Source organism: Cellulosilyticum sp. ST5 (assembly GCF_046529625.1).
Classification (GTDB): Bacteria; Bacillota; Clostridia; order Lachnospirales; family Cellulosilyticaceae; genus Cellulosilyticum; species Cellulosilyticum lentocellum.
In genome coordinates this window covers 1436436-1454842 of record NZ_CP132338.1, presented here as the reverse complement: position 1 = coordinate 1454842, position 18407 = coordinate 1436436, and the positions used below count along the sequence as shown (strand labels likewise).

Here is an 18407-nt window from a genome sequence, read left to right as displayed (position 1 = left end):
ATATAGTATAAAAAGATATGGGGTGACTTAATATGCACCAAGTAAGAGAAGAAAAATCAAAGATGAGTATTGAAGAGGTTAATAAAAATATTACCGAAGATAACAAGAAGGAAGCTACTGAGTCCAACAGTATAACTACTCGAGGAAATGGCTTTTTTATTCAAACATCTATTTGTATAATAATGATTATTGCGGTATTATTTTTAAAGTATATGGAGCCTAATACTATGTTTGAGGAACAAATCAAGAAGGAGTTAACACAAACAGTTGAAATAGAAGATGTAAAACAGTTTATATATGAACTAGAAGAAATGAGTGACAAATACTGGAGGATAAAATGACAAAAGTAGTAGTACCAGATTCGATTTTAAATAAAGTAGATAAGCCCGCACGTTATATTGGTGGTGAGCTGAATAGTAGTAAAAAGGAAATAACACCGGAATTAACAAGGGTAGCATTTTGTTTTCCTGATGTATATGAAGTAGGTATGAGCCACTTAGGAATGCAAATTTTATACCACTTCTTTAATAGAAGGGAAGATGTTTATTGTGAACGTGTTTTTGCACCATGGACAGATATGGAGCAAATTATGCGCGAAGAAAAGTTGCCATTATTCAGTCTGGAGACGCATACAGCTCTTAAAGCGTTTGACTTTGTAGCTTTTACTTTACAGTATGAAATGAGTTATACAAACATTCTTAATATGCTAGAGCTAGCTCATATCCCTATTTATAGTAAGGATAGAACTGAGGAGGACCCTCTTATTATTGCAGGTGGCCCCTGTGCTTATAATCCAGAACCTTTAGCACCTTTTATTGATATTTTTTATATCGGAGAAGGTGAGGTAAGTTATGATGAGATTTTTGATCTTTATAAAGTTTGGAAGAAAAATGGCGGTGACAAAGAAAGCTTTTTAGTTCAACTTTTAAAAGTACCAGGTATGTATATACCTCGCTTTTATGAAGTGCTTTATCATGAAGATGGAACTATTAAAGAGCGTGTAATCTTACATCCAGATGCACCAGATACCATTCGTAAAGTAGTTGTGACAGATATGAATGAAGCATTTTACCCAAAAGCTCAGGTGGTACCTTGGATCCGTGCAGTGCATGATAGGGCAACCTTGGAAATGTTTAGAGGATGCATCAGAGGGTGTCGTTTTTGCCAAGCAGGAATGATTTATAGACCTGTAAGGCAAAAGAACAAAGAAACACTGTTAAAGCATGCTAAGAATTTATTAGCAAGCACAGGTTATGATGAATTATCATTAGCATCTTTAAGTACTAGTGATTATGAAGATTTAGAAGCTTTTACAAATGAACTCATGGAACTTTGCACTAGTGAGTGTGTTAATATTTCTCTTCCATCTTTACGTGTAGATGCTTTTTCAGTAGATTTAATGCAAAAAGTTCAGGAAGTACGAAAAAGTAGTTTGACCTTTGCACCCGAGGCAGGTACACAAAAACAAAGAGATGTGATTAATAAAAATATAACAGAAGAAGAAATATTAAGTGGTTGTAAATTGGCTTTTGAGGGTGGATGGAATCGTGTTAAATTATACTTTATGTTAGGTTTACCAAATGAAGAAGAAAGCGACGTTCTAGGAATTGCTGAACTAGCAGAAAAGATTGCTATGACCTATTTTGGAGTTGATAAAGAAAAACGTGCACCAGGCTTACAGTTAGTTGTAAGTACTTCTTGTTTTGTGCCAAAGCCGTTTACACCTTTCCAATGGGCATCACAAGACAGTGAAGAAAGCTTCAAACACAAAATTAAACTTTTAAAAGGTGCCATTAAAAGAAAACAAATTAGGTATAATCACCATGATGCTAAAACCAGTGTTTTAGAAGCGGTGATTGCTCGAGGTGACCAAAAAGTAGCTGAACTTATTTATAAAGCCTATCGAAAAGGGTGTACTTTTGATAGTTGGTCAGAGCACTTCAAACCAGAGGCTTGGTTAGAAGCTGCTAAGGAAACAGGGGTTGATTTTGAGTTTTATGCGCACCGTGAACGTAGTTATGAAGAAATTTTACCATGGGATCATATTGATATTGGCGTTACAAAACAATTTTTAATACGCGAGAATGAAAGAGCAAAGGCAGCAGCCACTACGCCAAACTGCCGAGAAAAATGTACAGGATGTGGTGCAAGTAGATTTGGAAAGGGATTATGTCATGAAAATTAGATTGAAATTTACAAAACAAGGACCAGTAAAGTATGTAGGACACTTAGACACAATGCGCCTTTTCCAAAGGGCTATTAAGGTAGCCGGCATTCCTGTTGCTTATTCACAAGGTTTTAGTCCTCATTCTCTTGTTTATTTTGCCTTGCCTTTAGGCGTGGGTGTAAGTAGTACAGGAGAATATATGGAGATTATTACAGCAGAAGATATAGCACCTGAAAGCGTTATGGATCGTTTAAATAAAGTACTTGTAGGTGGTATTTGTATCCTAGAATCATGGCAAGTAGAAGATAAGGGAGATTCACTTATGAGTTTAGTAGCTGCTGCTGATTATGACATTAGACTTGTTTTAAAAGAAAATGATAGTTTATCAGCCGAGCTATTAAAAGAACGATTAAGTCGCTCAGATGAATTAACAGTTATGAAAAAAGGGAAGAAGGGTATTAAACCAATTGATATTAAACCCCTTATTTTGAGTTGTAATATTGTAGCGTGTGAAGATGGTATTCATATTCAAAGTCAGGTATTAGCAGGGAGTAGCCAAAACTTAAATCCTGAACTTTTAGTAAAAGCCTTAATTGAAGAATATACAACAGACTATGAGATTCAGGTGACAAGGAAGGAAATGTATACAGAAGGGCACCAAGGCTATCAGGCAATTGATACATTTGGTAGAGTTGAATGAGAAAACAAATTTTAATTGAAAAAAATGTTTTATCAACACAGATTGCTATTCTTCAAGAAAGTGAATTTATTTCTTTTTATTTAGAGACTTGTATAAAGAGTGATAAACAAAATCGCATTGTTGTAGGACAAGTAGAACAAGTTGTTAAAAATTTAAAAGCTGTTTTTGTAAATTTTGGAGAAGAAAAAAATGGTTTACTTCATATAAAACAAGTACCCGAATGCTATCAAAATAAACTTTCGCCTGGTAGTAGATTACCTGTACAAGTTGTTAAGCAAAATAGTGGGGAAAAGGGCTATAAATTAACTGGGAAAGTTAATTTGATGGGGAGATTTTTAGTTTGTTTACCTTTTGAAACGGGTATAAACATTTCTAAAAAAATAAAAGAACAAGAAATTAGAGAAGTACTTAAACAAAAGTTACAGTGCTTGTCTAATGGCAAGTATGGTTTTGTTGTGAGAACTACAGCTAAGAATGCTAGCGAATCACTTTTAGAAAAAGATGCACTTGAACTGATAGAAAAAGCAGATGCTTTTATGAAAGCTAAAGATTATCTATCAAAGGGATCCCAGCTCTATGAAGATCCTCCTTTATTCATGCAGATTGTTAGAGAAGAGCTAGAAGGTGCGGAGAAAGTAGAAATTATCTGTAATCAACAAAGTGTATTATCGGCTATTCAAGCTGATATAGGAGAAGAAGATGATGAGGAGCACATTTCATTCAAGTTATGTAATGAGATAGAAGGACTTTTTCAGGTTTATGATATTGAAAAAAAGCGAACACAACTCTTAAATAGGAAGATATGGCTTAAGAATGGTGGTAATTTAGTAATAGATTATACAGAAGCTATGACAGTTATTGATGTGAATAGCGCTAAGGCCATTTTAACTAAGAATCCTCAAAAGGCTGTTTTAGATCTTAATCTTTTGGCTGTTAAAGAAAGTATATTGCAAATGCTTAGACGTAATTTATCTGGAATAATTGTGATTGATTTAGTTGAAATGCCTAGTCAGGAAGATAAACAGTACATCTATGAATACGCCAAAGAATTACTCAATAAGTGGGGAGATAGAAGAACAAAGGTCTATCCTCTCACAGATTTAGGTTTATTACAATTTTCTCGAACTAAAAAGTATATTGGACTTCCACAACAACTTTTTACAAGTTGTATACAATGTGAAGCCCCCTATAGTGAAAATAGCTTATCCTACTATATGATGGAGCTAGAGAAGACCATTAAGGACATCAGTGAAAAAACAGAGCATACAGCTGTTTTTGTGGAAGTAGCTCCGATTTTTTATCAATTTCTTCTTAAAAATAATTGTATTGAACAATTAGAAAATGCTTATAATTTACAACTTCAAATAGAAAGAAGCACTGCAAGTTCAAAAAAAATGTTTTTATGTCAATTTTATCAAAGATAAGCGTTGACAGGATAGATGCCCTATGATAGAATACTTAAGTGTTTTAAGCCGCACGAAGAGGTCTAAACTGTCTTGGCAGTACCGTATTCGGCGAGTTTTCGGAATAAGGAGGTGTACACATGTACGCAATTATTGAAACAGGTGGCAAACAATACAACGTTAAAGTTGGAGACAGCATTATCGTTGAAAAATTAAATGTTGCAGCTGGTGAAGAAGTTGTTTTTGACAAAGTTTTAGCAGTAGGTAAAGAGGATTCTTTAACTGTAGGTACTCCAGTTGTTGCTAATGCAACAGTTAAAGCTGAAGTAGTAGCTGAAGGTAAAGGTAAAAAAATCATCGTTTACAAATACAAAGCTAAAAAATCTTACCACAAAAAACGTGGTCATCGTCAACCTTTCACAAAAGTGACAATCAAAGCTATTGAAGCTTAATTGTTATGACGGAGGTTACATTTTATCAGAAAGACGAACATGTTTATCGCTTTAGAGTAGACGGACATGCTAGTTTTGCTGAACATGGTGAAGATGTTGTTTGTGCTGCAATTAGCATGCTTACCATAAACACATTAAATGCTATAGAATCTTATACAGATGAGCCTTTTAAAGAAATCTGTATTAATCAAAAAGAAGGCGTTATTGATGTAGAATTTCCACGTCGTAAGACAGGGGAATATGCACCAGAAGCCGAACTACTTATTAAAAGTATGATATTAGGTCTTGAGACCGTCAAGGAAATGTACGGAGAAAAATACATTAATATTCTAAATAAATAGGAGGTGGATCACATGTTACGTTTAGACCTTCAATTCTTTGCTCATAAAAAAGGACAAGGTTCAACAAGCAACGGTCGTGACTCAGAATCAAAACGTCTTGGTGCTAAAAGAGCCGATGGACAAATCGTTAAAGCTGGGAATATTTTATACCGTCAAAGAGGAACTAAAATTCATCCAGGTAACAATGTAGGTCGCGGTGGCGATGATACATTATTTGCTTTAGTGGATGGTAGAGTTAAATTCGAACGCAAAGGCAGAGACAAAAAACAAGTTTCTGTATATCCAGTTGCACAAGAAGCATAGTTAACTTTGAGAAGGTTTCAGCATTTGTTGAAACCTTCTTTTTATGGTATAGGGATATTTATTTTGACTAGGCTCTATATCATAAAAAGAGGGTAGGCAAATAAATGTGAGATTGATTTATTTTAAAATAATTAAATGTTGTACAAACTAAAGAAAGAAGGGAGTGACAACATGTTTGTAGATAAAGTCAAGATATTTGTAAGATCGGGAAAAGGTGGAGACGGACACGTTTCTTTTAGAAGAGAAAAATACGTTCCTAATGGAGGACCAGATGGTGGAGATGGTGGTCGTGGAGGCCATATCATCTTTGAAGTAGATTCAGGGTGCAATACACTTATGAAGTTTAGACATCAAAGACATTTCAAAGCTGCTGATGGTGAAAACGGTGGTAAAAAGCGTTGTCATGGTAAAGATGCAGAAGATCTCATTATTAAAGTACCTCAAGGGACTGTTATTCGTGAAGCCGAAACAGGACACGTTGTAGCAGACTTACATGCAGCAGGTCAGAGAGAGATACTCTTTAAAGGTGGTAAAGGTGGTCGTGGTAATCAACATTTTGCCACAGCAACAAGACAAGCACCACGTTATAGTGAAAAAGGTAAACCAGCTAAAGAATACTGGCTTATCCTAGAATTAAAAATGATAGCAGATGTTGGTTTAGTGGGTTACCCTAATGTAGGAAAATCTACATTACTTTCTATGGTAAGTAATGCACAGCCTAAAATCGCTAACTACCACTTTACAACACTTGCACCTAATTTAGGTGTTGTAACAAACCAGTATGGTAAGCAATTTGTTATGGCTGATATTCCAGGACTTATTGAAGGTGCTGCAGAAGGCATTGGCTTAGGGCATGATTTCTTACGCCATGTAGAAAGAACAAAGGTACTTTTACACGTAGTAGATGCTGCAGGTAGTGAAGGCAGAGATCCAGTAGAGGATATTTATGCTATTCAAAAGGAAATTGAATTATTCAATCCTAAAATTTTAGAAGAAAAGCCACAGATTATCGCAGCCAATAAAATAGATATGGGTAACTGTGAAGAAAATATAGCACGTCTTAAAGCTGAATTTGAACCAAAAGGAATTAAAGTACTTCCTATTTCAGCTGCAGGTAATGAAAACTTGCAAGAACTTTTAAAAGATGTCGCAGACTTACTAGCAACTGTGCCTAGCGAAAACATTGTCTTTGAGCCTGAATTCGAAGAAATTAGTACAATGTCTAATGAACCATTCACTGTAGAAGAAGTAAATGAAGGCTACTTCGTTGTAGAAGGTCATGGTATCGAGCGTATGATGGGTTATACAGCTATTGATACAGAACAAGGCTTTGCGTTCTTCCAAAAATATTTACGTGAAAAAGGCATTATAGAAGCATTAGAAAATGCAGGTATCAAGGAAGGCGATACCGTTAATATTTATGATTTAGAGTTTGATTACGTTAAATAAAGAGGGAGGTGTCTAATGACACTTACAAGTAAACAAAGAGCTTATTTAAAATCTTTAGCACAAAAAACAGAATCTATTTTTCAAATTGGTAAAAATGGTTTAACACCTGAAGTAACGGAAGCAGTAGCGCTTGCACTAGATGCAAGGGAATTAGTTAAAATAAGTGTACTCCAAAACTGCCTTGAAGACCCAAAAGAAATGAGTATCATGTTAGCAGAGCGTACAAAATCAGTAGTTGTACAAGTCATTGGAAAAAAGATTGTGCTTTACAAGCCAGCTAAAAAGAATCCAAAAATTACATTAGTTTAATATCAACACGATAAAAAGGTATTTAGAAGTTAGCCGCTTCTAGATACCTTTATTTTATTATTTAATTTTGCTAAAAATCGGGTATAATAGAAGAGATGTTGAACTTAAGTTAAGGAGACTTTGTTATGTACAAGCAAAAAGCAATTAGAAAATTAGCGATTATGGGTGGTACCTTCGACCCCATACATATAGGACATCTTGTAACGGCGGAAGAGGTAAGACATGAATTTGGTGTAGATGAGGTATTATTTGTACCAACAGGACATCCACCACATAAATCTAATATCAATATGACTACTAGTGAACATCGTTATTTGATGACGGTATTAGCAACAGCTGCTAATCCTAGTTTCAAGGTATCACGCATTGAAATAGAGCGTGAAGGTGTTACTTATACGATTGATACCATTAAAGAGCTAAAACGTATTTATGGCGAGAATGTAAGATTATACTTTATTACAGGAGCAGATGCTATTCACAAAATTTTAGGTTGGAAGGATTGCAGTGAGTTATTGCAGATTTGTGACTTTGTTGCTGTGACAAGACCAGGTTATAATAAAGATGAACTTCTTAAACAAGTTGAAGAACTCAATCGAACATATGAAACGAATATCCATTTCTTAGAGGTACCTGCTTTAGCCATTTCTTCGTCTAATATTAGAAAAAGAATCGGCGAGTTAAAGCCTATTAAATATTTAGTACCAGAAGAGGTTGAAAACTACATTAAGAAGCATAGTTTATATGATTATGATTTGCATTTAACTGAAGATGAAAAAGCCCAGATGTATAGTTATGTAGCCTCTAGGCTTTCGCCTAAACGTTATGCGCATACAAGAGGTGTTGTAGAGATGGCACTAGAATATGCTAAATTAAATGGATTAGATTATGATGAAACCTTTATTGCCGCACTGTTCCACGATATTGCGAAGGAATTGCCTAAAGAAGAAAGTTTGAGACTATGTGAACGCTATCAAATTGATTTAGATGATTTTGAAAAATCACATTTGCATTTGGCACATGGAAAAATAGGAGCTGCTATTCTAGAACATGAGTGGGGGATTCATAAGCCATCTATTATTAATAGTATAAAATATCACACAGTAGGCAGACTAAATATGACAGACTTAGAAAAGGTTATTTATTTAGCAGATATGACAGAAGAAGGTAGAAGTTCCTATAAAGGAAAAGAGCAGATTAAGCATTTGGCCCAGTATAACTTAGACCGTGCTATGTACAAAGCACTTTATTCTTCTTATAATTATGTAACTAATATTTTGAAGCAAGACGTTCATCCTGTTACGCATGAACTGTTAGCTTATTATAAACAATTTGATGTAGAGAAATAATCAACTAATTAAAGGAGACTAGCATATGTTGTGGCAGATGATTATTTTAGTTGTTAGTTTTGTGGTACTGATTAAAGGTGCAGATACTTTTGTAGATGGTGCTTCCTCGATTGCAAAACATCTCAATGTGCCAGATATTTTAATTGGATTAACTATTGTAGCTTTTGGAACCAGTGCACCTGAAGCTTCGGTAAGTATTAAAGCTGTACTAAGCCAAAACAGTGATATGGTGATGGGAAATATCTTAGGAAGTAATATCTTAAATATATTATTAATATTAGGTATTTCAGCTATGATTGCCCCTATTCATGTGAAAAATAATACGATTAAAAAAGAAATACCATTTTTATTTTTAGTTTCTTTATTAATGAGTGTACTTATTATGGACATTCCTTTAGGAAATGGGAGCGTCAATATGATTTCAAGAGCGGATGGCATAGCAATTTTAATTTTCTTCTCTATATTTATTTATTATTTAGTTACATTGGCTAAAGGCGGAGAGGCAGAACAAATTGAAAGTAAGTATTCTCTTAAACAAGCTATAGTTTATTCTATTTTAGGATTAGCTGCCATTATTATTGGTGGTAATTTTGTAGTAAGTTCAGCTACTGCCATTGCTGAAGTTCTAGGTGTTAGTCAACGTTTTATTGCATTAACCATTGTAGCATTTGGAACTTCCTTACCTGAATTAGTAACTTCTATTATAGCTGCAAAAAAAGGTAAACAAGATTTAGCTATTGGGAATATAATAGGTAGTAATATATTCAATATTTGCTTTGTTGCAGGTTTTCCGGCTGCTCTATTTGGCAGTATTATACCTAAGGATCCTATAGGATTAGACTTAATTGTTATGATTGTTACCACCATTATTCTTTTCTTCTTTAGTATAACAGACAAAAAAATTTCAAAAAAAGAAGGTATGAGCTTTTTAATGCTATTTATTATTTACTATGGCTACTTGATTATTTCTCAGTTAAATCTGGCAGCTATTTAAGAAAGGGGAATTTATACTTTTGAATACTGAAACTTACACACTTGGTAAACAAATTGCGACAGCTATCAATAATAAAAAGGTAGTAAAACTAGATGTATTAGATGTAGCACAACTTACACCGCTAGCAGAACTTTTCATTATTGCTATTGCAGCCAACGTTAAACAAACTAAGGCAATGGCAGATGAAGTTGAAGAATGTTTAGCGTCATATGGGAGAATACCTATTCATAAAGAGGGCTATCAAACATCAAATTGGATTTTATTAGATTATGGAGAAGTTATCGTTCATATTTTAGATGAAGAGCATGCTCAATTTTACGGTTTATCGAGGCTTTGGCAAGATGCCATAAGAATAGAATTTTAAATTAATGATTCATTTAAATAAAAAGATAGTTCTACTTATTTTTAAGTAGAACTATCTTTTTATTTAAATAGCTTTTTGAACTTTAATTGATTAGAGCGTTGTCTACGTTTTTTTCTAATCAATAAGATTAACATAAGAATGAGTACAAGAACAGCAATAAGACCAATGACATAGACAAATGTAAGAGCCGGGGCTTTTTCTATAGGTGGAACGACTGCTGTATATGGAGATGATTGATAATCTATTTTTTGAATAACCAGTTTATTTGTTCCTAGAATTTTGGAGTGAACCATATAAGTGATCTCGCCAATAACGTCACCTTCTTTAGCTGTCATATCAATATATTCAGGTAATTCTAGGCTGGTAGTAATCTCTTGTAGAGTTGTATCATTGCGAACAAGAACAGATAAGTCTTTTTCTACACCAATAGAACAACTCCCTGCTTGGTAAGGTTGACCACTTTTAATCGTATAAAGAGGTAATGTTTTAATGGTTTCATTTGGGCTATGCAATGCTAATGAATGGTAAGAATTAAAGCCGTAATCTAAAAGTGTATTAGTATCCGAATACAAGGTACCTTTTTCAGATTTCATTACCACTGCAACTAAAGTTGTTTTTCCTTCTTTGGCAATAGTTACGAGAGTATGTCTAGCTTGATCTGTATAGCCTGTTTTACCACCAATAACATCTTCTCTAAAAATAGAGGCATCTTTTAAAGGATTGAACATTTTGTGGTCCTGAGAGAGGTAGCGGATTTCATCTGTTTTGTTAGTACCATTAATTTGGTAAATATAATCCTTCATAATATTTAGAAAGTATTCATTATCTGCTAAGTAGCTAGCAATTAAAGACATATCGTAAGCAGTGGTATAGTGATTTTCATCATGTAAACCATGAGGGTTTACAAAGTGCGTATTAAGTGCACCTAACTCCTTAGCACGATCACTCATACGTATTGCAAAGGCATCAATTGAACCACTAACAGCTTCTGCAAGACCATTTGCTACTTCATTAGCCGACATAAGTAATAAACCATGTAAAGCTTGATCCACAGTAATTTGTTCACCTACATCCATACCAATATGACTACTTCCTCTTTCAATACCAAATATAGCTTCTTTTGAAAAAGTAATGGTATCTGTAGGTTGTAGGTTTTCTATAGCTAATAAAGCTGTCATAAGCTTGGTAATACTTGCTGGATATTGTTTACTATAGGCATTTTTTTCATATAAAACAGTTTTAGTTGTAGCATCAATTAAAATAGCAGACTCTGCTTCTATTTGTGGCGCTGTTTCTTCTGCTTGAATAATTGGACATGAAAAAAATAATGTCAAGATTAAGCTTAAACATAAATAGACTTTTCGTTTCATTCGTAAAATAACTCCTTTCAATAGCTAATAGTATAACAGATTTTTAACATTTTAGTAAGTAAAACCGTCTAATTTATCAAAAATATGTTAACACTTTTGTATAAGGAGTGATAATATGGTAGAATTAGTTAAACGCTATAAAATAGTGATTTTATTTGGTGTCTTATTTATTATTAATTTATGTGTTTTATTATACCAAACCAATAAAGAGAATCCTATTCAGCTTACTACTGTTCCAAGTGAAAATATAGCTAGTACACAAACGACCCATGAGGGTACCGAAAACTTGATGGAACAAGATTTAAAAAGTGCCGTAACTCCTACGAAGAGTGAGATAGGAGTAAGTGAATCTATAGCAGTGATGCCTTCACCTACTATACCAACTAAGGTACCGATTTATGTTTGTGGTGCTGTCAAGGTACCTGGAGTATATTATGTAACAGCTACGGCTATTGTGGATGAAGTAATCCGTTTAAGTGGTGGATTCAGTGAGGAAGCGGATATGACAGCAATTAACTTAGCCGCTTCTATCGTACCTAATGAGAAAATTATTGTGCCTAAAATAGGAGAAGAAATTGACAAAACAGTTACTTCATATGACAATAAAGAAGAGAGTCATATAAGAGAGTCAACTCTTGTTAATATTAATACAGCAAACAGTACTGAGTTAATGAGTCTTCCAGGTATTGGAGAAGTTAAAGCTAATGCCATTATTGATTACAGAAAAACCGTAAGAGCTTTTGGAAGTATTGATGATCTAAAAGAAGTTTCTGGTATTGGAGATAAGACCTTTGATAAATTAAAAGCACTTATTACAGTATGAAGTTACTATTTAACAAAAGAGGAGGAGAGGGAATGAACAGCAAAATTTTAGTTGTAGATGATGAGAAGTTAATTGTTAAAGGCATTAAGTTTAGTTTAGAACAAGAAGGCTGGGAAGTAGATGCAGCTTATGATGGTGAAGAAGCCCTTAATTATGTAAAAAATAATAAATATGACGTGATGCTTTTAGATGTGATGTTACCTAAATATGATGGCTTGCAAGTATGTCAGTTGGTAAGAGAATTTTCTAATATTCCTATTATTATGCTTACAGCTAAAGGTGAAGACATGGATAAAATTATGGGACTTGAGTATGGTGCTGATGATTATGTAACAAAACCTTTTAATATTTTAGAGCTTAAAGCGAGAATTAAAGCTATATTAAGACGATCACAACATGCTGAAAAAGTGCCGAATAAAAAAACAATAGAAGTGGGAGAATTACGCTTAGAAGTAAATAGTCGTCGCGTCTTTATTAAAAATCAAGAAATGAATTTAACTGCTAAAGAATTTGACATGCTAGAATTATTTGCTACACATCCAGGTAAGGTGTATAGTAGAGACCAGCTTTTAGATACTATTTGGGGACGAGAATATCCGGGAGATGTAAGAACGGTAGATGTTCATGTACGACGTTTACGTGAAAAAATAGAACCTAATCCAGGACAACCTGAATACATCTATACAAAATGGGGGGTAGGTTACTATTTTAAAGATTAAGATGAAATGGTTTCATAGCTTAAGATGGAAACTTTTATTTTTATTTTTCATTATTAGCTATATACCTCTTATGTTTTTCTCTTCTGTTATTTTAGACCGTATGGAGACTTACTATCTTACAGAAAGTGAAAAGGGATGGTTAGGAAAAGCTAATATGGTAGCTACTCAAGTTAAGGAAGGTAACTATTTAATAGATAATAGTAACTATAACTTATTTAAAACTTTAATTTCTAGTAAAAGTAGTGAAAATGGGGCTAGGATTTTAGTAGTAGATGCATCTGGATTTGTTATTATGGATTCTAGTGGGGCTGATACCAATAATACACTTATGAATGACACAGTTCTTTCAGCACTCAATAATCAGGAAAAGGCTCAGAAGATTGAAGGATTGCCGATTATGACAGCAGCAGTTCCTGTACTTGATAAGGATAAAAAAACTGTGGTGGGAGCTGTAGTATTAGTGACATCAATTAAAGATGTTTTTTTACCTATTCAAGATATGAAAAATCAAATTTACCTACTCTCTTTAGTGATTGCACTTATTGCGGGCCTGCTTAGCTTTGCTACTTCATCTGTTATCACTAAGCCTTTAAAAACGCTTATGAAATTCGTTCAAAAAATTACGAATGGACAATTGGATCAGAAGGTAAATGTTATTGGTAAAGACGAGATTGCAGAATTAGGTAATGCTTTTAATCATATGACAGATCAACTACAAAGAGTAGAGCAGTCTAGACAGGAATTTGTATCGAATGTTTCACATGAGCTCAAAACACCTCTTTCATCGATCAAAGTATTAACCGAATCTTTAATGTTTCAAGAAGATGTACCAGTAGAGATGTATAAAGAGTTTTTTGAGGACATTAACTCAGAAGTTGACAGACTGAATAATATTATTTCTGATTTGTTAACTTTGGTAAGACTAGATCAAAGAGAAATTCCACTTAATATTGCCAATGTAGACATTAATGAAATGACACAAAATATTTTAAAGAGATTAACGCCACTGGCAAAAAAGAAAGAGATTAAATTAATTTATGAAAGTCATAAAGATATTATTGCAGAAATTGATGAAGTGAAATTCACTTTAGCACTTACTAATTTAATTGAAAATGCCATTAAATATACACCAAGTGGTGGAGAAGTCGGGGTTGTGATTCAAAGTGATTTGCAGGATGCATTCATATCAGTTCAAGATACTGGTATAGGTATTGCTAAAGAGGAGCAATCTAGAATTTTTGAACGGTTTTATCGAACGGATAAAACACGTAATCGAGAAACAGGTGGAACAGGTTTAGGATTAGCTATTACTTATAAAACGGTTATTATGCATAATGGTTCCATTCAAGTTGAAAGTGAAGAAGGAAAAGGCTCAGTATTTAGTGTTCAATTCCCGCTGCGCCATGTATGGGAAGGAGGTACTAAATGAAAAAGCAACAAGGTAAAATCGGATTATTCCTATTGTTAGTGGTACTAATCAGTTTATCAGGCTGCACCAAGACGACAATTCAATCAGATGGTTCCCCACAAATTTATTATTTTGATACTACAAAAGGTGAGTTATTTAGTCAACCACTAGGAGCAGCCTTTCTAAGTTTAGGGACAGACCAAGAAAAAGTAGAGTATATTATTGATGAACTAGCTATGAATAAGAATATACAGGGAAATACACTTGTAGCAACTAATCCTATGCCCATCATAGGCGTTACTACAAATATCAATGACCGTATGGTACAAATTAAATTTAGTAATGACTATAATAATTTAGCCACTCAGGAACGTATCGGCATACGAGCTGCTATTGTATATTCTTTGACACAATTAGATTTCATTGATAGTGTTGACTTTTATATTGAAGATAGCCCTTTAACAACTAGTACTGGAAAGGTTATAGGACCTATCTCACAAGCTAATATTAAACTTAATGTGTTAGAACCTAATCCTGCAACAACACCATATACTTTACCATTGTATTTCGTAAATGCAGAAGGTAAGTTAGTAAAAGAGGAAAGGGGTGTTCGTGTAAGTGATCCTACATCTGTAGAGAAATTGCTTATTGAAGAACTGATTAAAGGACCTAATTCTGAAGGATTATCAGCTTCTTTACCAAGTGATATGAAAGTGAATGATGCAACAACAACTAATGGTGTTTGTCAAGTAGACTTATCCTTTGATTTAAAATCAAAGTTTTTTACTTCGCCAGAGGTGAAAGAAAGAATGATTTATGCAATTGTTAATTCACTTACGGAGATTCCTAAGCTCCGTACCGATATTCCTAAAATTAAAAAGGTAGCTTTTTTAGTAGATGGAAAAAGTGATATTGAGTTTACAAAAGAGATAGATTTAAGAGATACCTTTGAAAGAAATGAGGCTTATATTGGAGAATAAAAGTAAGTATTTAACTCGTCCAATTGCCCATATGACATTAGGTTTCATCATAGGTATTATAGGGGGAAACATGTTTCTAAATGAGAAATATGTTTCCTCTTTTTTTATACTAGGGTTACTTAGTGTTGGGGCATTTTACTATTTAAAATATCGCTATAAGGGCTTAATGATAATTTTGATAAGTAGTATAGCAGGAATTCTTTTATTGACCATACATCCTCTTCGATTAGAACCCCATTACTTTGAACCAGGTAATAGGGTACAATTAGAAGGCGAAGTATATGAAGTGCAAAATACAGCTTACGGACAGTATATTTCTATAAAACATGTAACCTTATATAAAGAAAAGCATAAAGTACAGCTTCGGTCTTCATTACAACTCAGTGTTAATACTGTAAACACTATCACTCCTTATGATTGGGTAGACGTTAGAGGAACGGTAGAAGCTATAGAAGGAGCGATGAATCCGAGTGATTTTAATGACATTACCTATCTTAAAACGAAAAACATAGTAGGCAGAATTAAGGTAGAAGAAATACTAACCCAAGATGTAAAAACGCCGTGGATAGAGAAGCTTCAAAACAAATTGAAAAGTAAGTTGGATGAATTATTCCAAGGGAAAGACCAGGGGATTATGAAAGCTTTACTTTTAGGAGATGATACGGCGCTAGAAGCAAGTACTGATGAAATCTACACAGATTCAGGAATTAGCCATGTCTTATGTATATCAGGATTTCATGTAGGCGTGATTGCAGGCTTTTTATTGCTTGTTATGGGGCAATTAGGGATGAGCTATACCCTACGTTATTTAATAGTTCTTTTAGGCATATGGTTATATGCTTATTTGACAGGCTGGGGAGTATCTACGTTAAGAGCAACTTGGATGATGAGCTTTCTAGTAATGGGTCGTCTTATTTGGGAAGAAGAGGATGGATGGATCAATCTAGCCCTGGCTAGTTTATGTATTTTAATTGTACAACCTTATCAGTTGTTTGCTGTGGGATTTCAATTATCCTTTCTTGCAATGGTAGCCATCATAATAAGTCAAATAATCATTGAGCATTTGGAAGAGGAGAAAAAAATGAAACCATGGCACAAATGGTTATTGCCATGGTTACCTATTCAGCTTATCTTGTCACTTCCATTAGCCTATCACTTTTATCAAGTTCCCTTTTTAAGTAGCTTGCTTAATTTTATAGTTATTCCTCTATTTTCATTGATAATGATTGGTGGTTGGGGATGTTTATTGATGGGATTGTTGGGTTGGCCCTTAGGATATTTGTTAGCATCTGTAATCAGTTTATTATTACAAGTTATAAGTTTTGTGGTTCGTTTGGTGTTATCAGTTCCTTTAAGTACCATTTGTGTAGGTAGACCTAGTGGTATAGAACTCTTGCTTTATATAATAGTTATAGGTTTATTTCTTTATGGAGTATGGGGGATTGGCAATAAAATAAAATTATATGCCTGTAGTTGTTTATTAACCCTTTCTCTAATAGTAGGTATTAAAGTAATTCCAAAAGAATTGAATGTTGCTTTTTTGTATGTAGGGCAAGGAGATGGCGCTGTTATTATTACACCAAAAGGACAAGTGATTGTTATTGATGGCGGTAAGACTGGAAAAGGAGGTGTTATAGAACGTTATTTAAAATATAAAGGTAAGACCCAAATTGATATGATGATTTTATCTCATTCAGATGAGGATCATATAGGTGGGTTAATAGAACTTATATCAGGAACTATTCGTGTTAAGCAGGTTTGTATATCTAAAGCAGATGAATCTGAAAACTTAGTGCGATTTAAAGAACAATGTAGGAGAAAAGAGATTCCTATACTAGCTATAGGGAGAGGAGATCAACTTGTTTTAGGAGATTTAAAACTAACAGCATTAGCACCTAACTTTATAACTCCGAAAGAAATAGCTAATGATAATTCTCTTGTGTGCATGCTACAATATAAGGCTTTTTCAGCTTTATTTACAGGCGACAAATCTAAAGATTCTGAGTCATGGATTTATAGTCAGTTAAATCCTATTAGTATCTTGAAAATAAGTCATCACGGTTCAAGAACAGGTACCTCAAAAGAACTTCTTTTGAAAGTTAATCCTGTATATGCTATGATAAGTTGTGGCAGGCAGAATCGTTATGGACATCCTCATAAAGAGGTTACTGATTTACTAACTGAGAATCATATTACGTATAGCCAAACAAATGAAACAGGAGCTGTTTGGATTGAGACAAATGGCTATAAGATGAAAATAAACAAACAAAGAGAGGATTTAGAGCATGATGCAGGGATGTTATTTACTGCTAGGGGAAGATAGTTGGTCAAAAGGACAATATATTGAAAAGGTCAAAAAGGAAGTTCTTGCAAGTGGCAATGAAATGATGAATTTTTATGAAGCACAAGATAAAGAAGTCATAGTAAGTCAAGTTCAAGATGCTGTAGATACCCTACCTTTTTTTGCTGAGCAAAAGCTTATTTTGCTTAAAGAAACTGGACTATTTAAAACGGGAAAAAAAGAAGAAACGGAAAAGTTTGAGACTTTAGTGGCTCATATACCAGATTATGTGGTTTTATTAATAGATGAAAAAGAAGTAGATAAAAGAAATAAGCTTTATAAAACCATGAAAGCAAAAGCACAAATTGTAGAATTTCATTTTCCTGGTGAGGAGGCTGTTTATCAATTTTTAAAAAATGCTTGTAAAGAAAAACGACTTAGTAGCGATGAAATGACTCTTCGTTATTTTATACAAAAAATGCCAGAAGATATGGCTTATCTATTGGGAGAATGGGAAAAACTTATCAGTTATGTTCAAGATGGGGTTATAACGAAAGAAGCTATTAATGAAATATGTATTTTCTCATTAGAAACACGTGTATTTGAAATGGTAAAAAAAATAGTAAACCATGAGGGCAATGAGGCACTCGAGATTTATAGCCGCATGATACAAAGTAAGGAATCCCCTATTGGTATCTTAGTGCTTATTGCAAGGCAGTTTCGCATGATGTACCAAGTTAAATATTTATTGGCTAATAGAAGTCCACTCAAAGAAATCTCTGCTGAAACAAAACTTCCCTTTTTTGTGGTGAAAGAAATGAGTGAGCAGGTACAACACTACCAGTTTAAACAGCTAGAAGATATTTTAGAAGCATGTTTAAATACTGATGAAGCCATTAAAACAGGTAAGATGGAAAGTAGTAAATGTGTAGAGATGCTTATTATGAATTGTTTAAACGGATAAAATAAAAAGACCTCGAAAGAGGTCTTTTTATTTT

19 protein-coding genes are annotated in these 18407 nt (G+C 33.8%); 18 read left to right on the top strand and 1 reads right to left on the bottom strand.

From position 1 onward, the window contains the following. Positions 1–32 precede the first annotated feature (32 nt). The 12 genes from QTL86_RS07195 (at position 33) to rsfS (ending at position 9828) form a co-directional block, all read left to right on the top strand. On the top strand, positions 33–341 hold the full coding sequence (locus tag QTL86_RS07195) for a hypothetical protein (protein WP_013657111.1): 309 nt from the start codon (positions 33–35) through the stop codon (positions 339–341). Continuing rightward, the gene (locus tag QTL86_RS07190) at positions 338–2185 is read left to right on the top strand and encodes a TIGR03960 family B12-binding radical SAM protein (RefSeq protein ID WP_127066590.1); all 1848 of its coding nucleotides are present in this window, start codon (positions 338–340) and stop codon (positions 2183–2185) included. Before QTL86_RS07195 ends, QTL86_RS07190 begins: the two co-directional genes overlap by 4 nt. Continuing rightward, positions 2175–2867: a TIGR03936 family radical SAM-associated protein gene (locus QTL86_RS07185; protein ID WP_410496870.1), complete on the top strand. Its 693-nt coding sequence runs from the start codon at positions 2175–2177 to the stop codon at positions 2865–2867. The genes QTL86_RS07190 and QTL86_RS07185 overlap by 11 nt, the downstream gene beginning before the upstream one ends. Then, positions 2864–4291 carry a ribonuclease E/G gene (locus QTL86_RS07180; protein ID WP_127066592.1) on the top strand — a complete coding sequence of 476 codons (1428 nt, stop codon included), beginning with the start codon at positions 2864–2866 and terminating at the stop codon, positions 4289–4291. The genes QTL86_RS07185 and QTL86_RS07180 overlap by 4 nt, the downstream gene beginning before the upstream one ends. Before the next feature lie 119 nt (positions 4292–4410). Continuing rightward, the gene (rplU, locus tag QTL86_RS07175; protein WP_013657115.1) at positions 4411–4722 is read left to right on the top strand and encodes a 50S ribosomal protein L21; all 312 of its coding nucleotides are present in this window, start codon (positions 4411–4413) and stop codon (positions 4720–4722) included. 5 nt (positions 4723–4727) lie between these two features. Continuing rightward, a complete protein-coding gene (locus tag QTL86_RS07170; protein WP_013657116.1) occupies positions 4728–5063 on the top strand; it encodes a ribosomal-processing cysteine protease Prp in 336 nt (111 codons plus the stop codon). A 12-nt stretch (positions 5064–5075) separates the two neighbouring features. Beyond that, positions 5076–5366 carry a 50S ribosomal protein L27 gene (gene rpmA / locus QTL86_RS07165; RefSeq protein ID WP_013657117.1) on the top strand — a complete coding sequence of 97 codons (291 nt, stop codon included), beginning with the start codon at positions 5076–5078 and terminating at the stop codon, positions 5364–5366. A 171-nt stretch (positions 5367–5537) separates the two neighbouring features. Beyond that, positions 5538–6815 carry a GTPase ObgE gene (obgE, locus tag QTL86_RS07160; protein WP_013657118.1) on the top strand — a complete coding sequence of 426 codons (1278 nt, stop codon included), beginning with the start codon at positions 5538–5540 and terminating at the stop codon, positions 6813–6815. 15 nt (positions 6816–6830) lie between these two features. Further along, the gene (yhbY, locus tag QTL86_RS07155) at positions 6831–7124 is read left to right on the top strand and encodes a ribosome assembly RNA-binding protein YhbY (RefSeq protein WP_013657119.1); all 294 of its coding nucleotides are present in this window, start codon (positions 6831–6833) and stop codon (positions 7122–7124) included. 125 nt (positions 7125–7249) lie between these two features. Continuing rightward, the gene (nadD, locus tag QTL86_RS07150; RefSeq protein ID WP_013657120.1) at positions 7250–8470 is read left to right on the top strand and encodes a nicotinate-nucleotide adenylyltransferase; all 1221 of its coding nucleotides are present in this window, start codon (positions 7250–7252) and stop codon (positions 8468–8470) included. 25 nt (positions 8471–8495) lie between these two features. Further along, positions 8496–9464, top strand: coding sequence for a calcium/sodium antiporter (locus tag QTL86_RS07145; RefSeq protein ID WP_013657121.1), 969 nt, complete (start codon positions 8496–8498; stop codon positions 9462–9464). Between the two features lie 19 nt (positions 9465–9483). After that, positions 9484–9828 carry a ribosome silencing factor gene (gene rsfS, locus QTL86_RS07140; RefSeq protein ID WP_127066593.1) on the top strand — a complete coding sequence of 115 codons (345 nt, stop codon included), beginning with the start codon at positions 9484–9486 and terminating at the stop codon, positions 9826–9828. A 59-nt stretch (positions 9829–9887) separates the two neighbouring features. Here rsfS and QTL86_RS07135 read toward each other — a convergent pair whose 3' ends face one another. After that, positions 9888–11198: a D-alanyl-D-alanine carboxypeptidase family protein gene (locus QTL86_RS07135; protein WP_410496869.1), complete on the bottom strand. Its 1311-nt coding sequence runs from the start codon at positions 11196–11198 to the stop codon at positions 9888–9890. A 115-nt stretch (positions 11199–11313) separates the two neighbouring features. Here QTL86_RS07135 and QTL86_RS07130 point away from each other — a divergent pair, with 115 nt between their 5' ends. From QTL86_RS07130 to holA, 6 genes are read left to right on the top strand one after another with little or no spacing between them, the layout of a single operon-like run. Then, positions 11314–12021 (top strand): helix-hairpin-helix domain-containing protein, encoded by a 708-nt coding sequence (locus tag QTL86_RS07130; RefSeq protein WP_127066594.1) that lies wholly within the window; start codon positions 11314–11316, stop codon positions 12019–12021. A 32-nt stretch (positions 12022–12053) separates the two neighbouring features. Then, on the top strand, positions 12054–12740 hold the full coding sequence (locus QTL86_RS07125) for a response regulator transcription factor (RefSeq protein ID WP_013657125.1): 687 nt from the start codon (positions 12054–12056) through the stop codon (positions 12738–12740). Position 12741: 1 nt separating this feature from the next. Beyond that, positions 12742–14169 (top strand): HAMP domain-containing sensor histidine kinase, encoded by a 1428-nt coding sequence (locus tag QTL86_RS07120; protein WP_127066595.1) that lies wholly within the window; start codon positions 12742–12744, stop codon positions 14167–14169. Next, positions 14166–15128 carry a GerMN domain-containing protein gene (locus QTL86_RS07115; RefSeq protein WP_127066596.1) on the top strand — a complete coding sequence of 321 codons (963 nt, stop codon included), beginning with the start codon at positions 14166–14168 and terminating at the stop codon, positions 15126–15128. Before QTL86_RS07120 ends, QTL86_RS07115 begins: the two co-directional genes overlap by 4 nt. Beyond that, entirely contained in the window at positions 15118–17451 is a 2334-nt protein-coding gene (locus QTL86_RS07110; protein WP_410496868.1) for a DNA internalization-related competence protein ComEC/Rec2, read from the top strand. The genes QTL86_RS07115 and QTL86_RS07110 overlap by 11 nt, the downstream gene beginning before the upstream one ends. Beyond that, entirely contained in the window at positions 17414–18373 is a 960-nt protein-coding gene (gene holA / locus QTL86_RS07105; RefSeq protein WP_410496867.1) for a DNA polymerase III subunit delta, read from the top strand. The genes QTL86_RS07110 and holA overlap by 38 nt, the downstream gene beginning before the upstream one ends. Positions 18374–18407 lie beyond the last annotated feature (34 nt).

Coding starts and splice junctions, on each gene's coding strand:
- rpmA (WP_013657117.1), top strand. CDS start 5,076: ATGTTACGTTTAGACCTTCAATTCTTTGCTCATAAAAAAGGACAAGGT.
- QTL86_RS07130 (WP_127066594.1), top strand. CDS start 11,314: ATGGTAGAATTAGTTAAACGCTATAAAATAGTGATTTTATTTGGTGTC.
- yhbY (WP_013657119.1), top strand. CDS start 6,831: ATGACACTTACAAGTAAACAAAGAGCTTATTTAAAATCTTTAGCACAA.
- QTL86_RS07145 (WP_013657121.1), top strand. CDS start 8,496: ATGTTGTGGCAGATGATTATTTTAGTTGTTAGTTTTGTGGTACTGATT.
- QTL86_RS07190 (WP_127066590.1), top strand. CDS start 338: ATGACAAAAGTAGTAGTACCAGATTCGATTTTAAATAAAGTAGATAAG.
- QTL86_RS07180 (WP_127066592.1), top strand. CDS start 2,864: ATGAGAAAACAAATTTTAATTGAAAAAAATGTTTTATCAACACAGATT.
- QTL86_RS07120 (WP_127066595.1), top strand. CDS start 12,742: ATGAAATGGTTTCATAGCTTAAGATGGAAACTTTTATTTTTATTTTTC.
- obgE (WP_013657118.1), top strand. CDS start 5,538: ATGTTTGTAGATAAAGTCAAGATATTTGTAAGATCGGGAAAAGGTGGA.
- QTL86_RS07135 (WP_410496869.1), bottom strand. CDS start 11,198: ATGAAACGAAAAGTCTATTTATGTTTAAGCTTAATCTTGACATTATTT.
- QTL86_RS07185 (WP_410496870.1), top strand. CDS start 2,175: ATGAAAATTAGATTGAAATTTACAAAACAAGGACCAGTAAAGTATGTA.
- holA (WP_410496867.1), top strand. CDS start 17,414: ATGATGCAGGGATGTTATTTACTGCTAGGGGAAGATAGTTGGTCAAAA.
- QTL86_RS07115 (WP_127066596.1), top strand. CDS start 14,166: ATGAAAAAGCAACAAGGTAAAATCGGATTATTCCTATTGTTAGTGGTA.
- nadD (WP_013657120.1), top strand. CDS start 7,250: ATGTACAAGCAAAAAGCAATTAGAAAATTAGCGATTATGGGTGGTACC.
- QTL86_RS07195 (WP_013657111.1), top strand. CDS start 33: ATGCACCAAGTAAGAGAAGAAAAATCAAAGATGAGTATTGAAGAGGTT.
- QTL86_RS07170 (WP_013657116.1), top strand. CDS start 4,728: ATGACGGAGGTTACATTTTATCAGAAAGACGAACATGTTTATCGCTTT.
- rplU (WP_013657115.1), top strand. CDS start 4,411: ATGTACGCAATTATTGAAACAGGTGGCAAACAATACAACGTTAAAGTT.
- QTL86_RS07125 (WP_013657125.1), top strand. CDS start 12,054: ATGAACAGCAAAATTTTAGTTGTAGATGATGAGAAGTTAATTGTTAAA.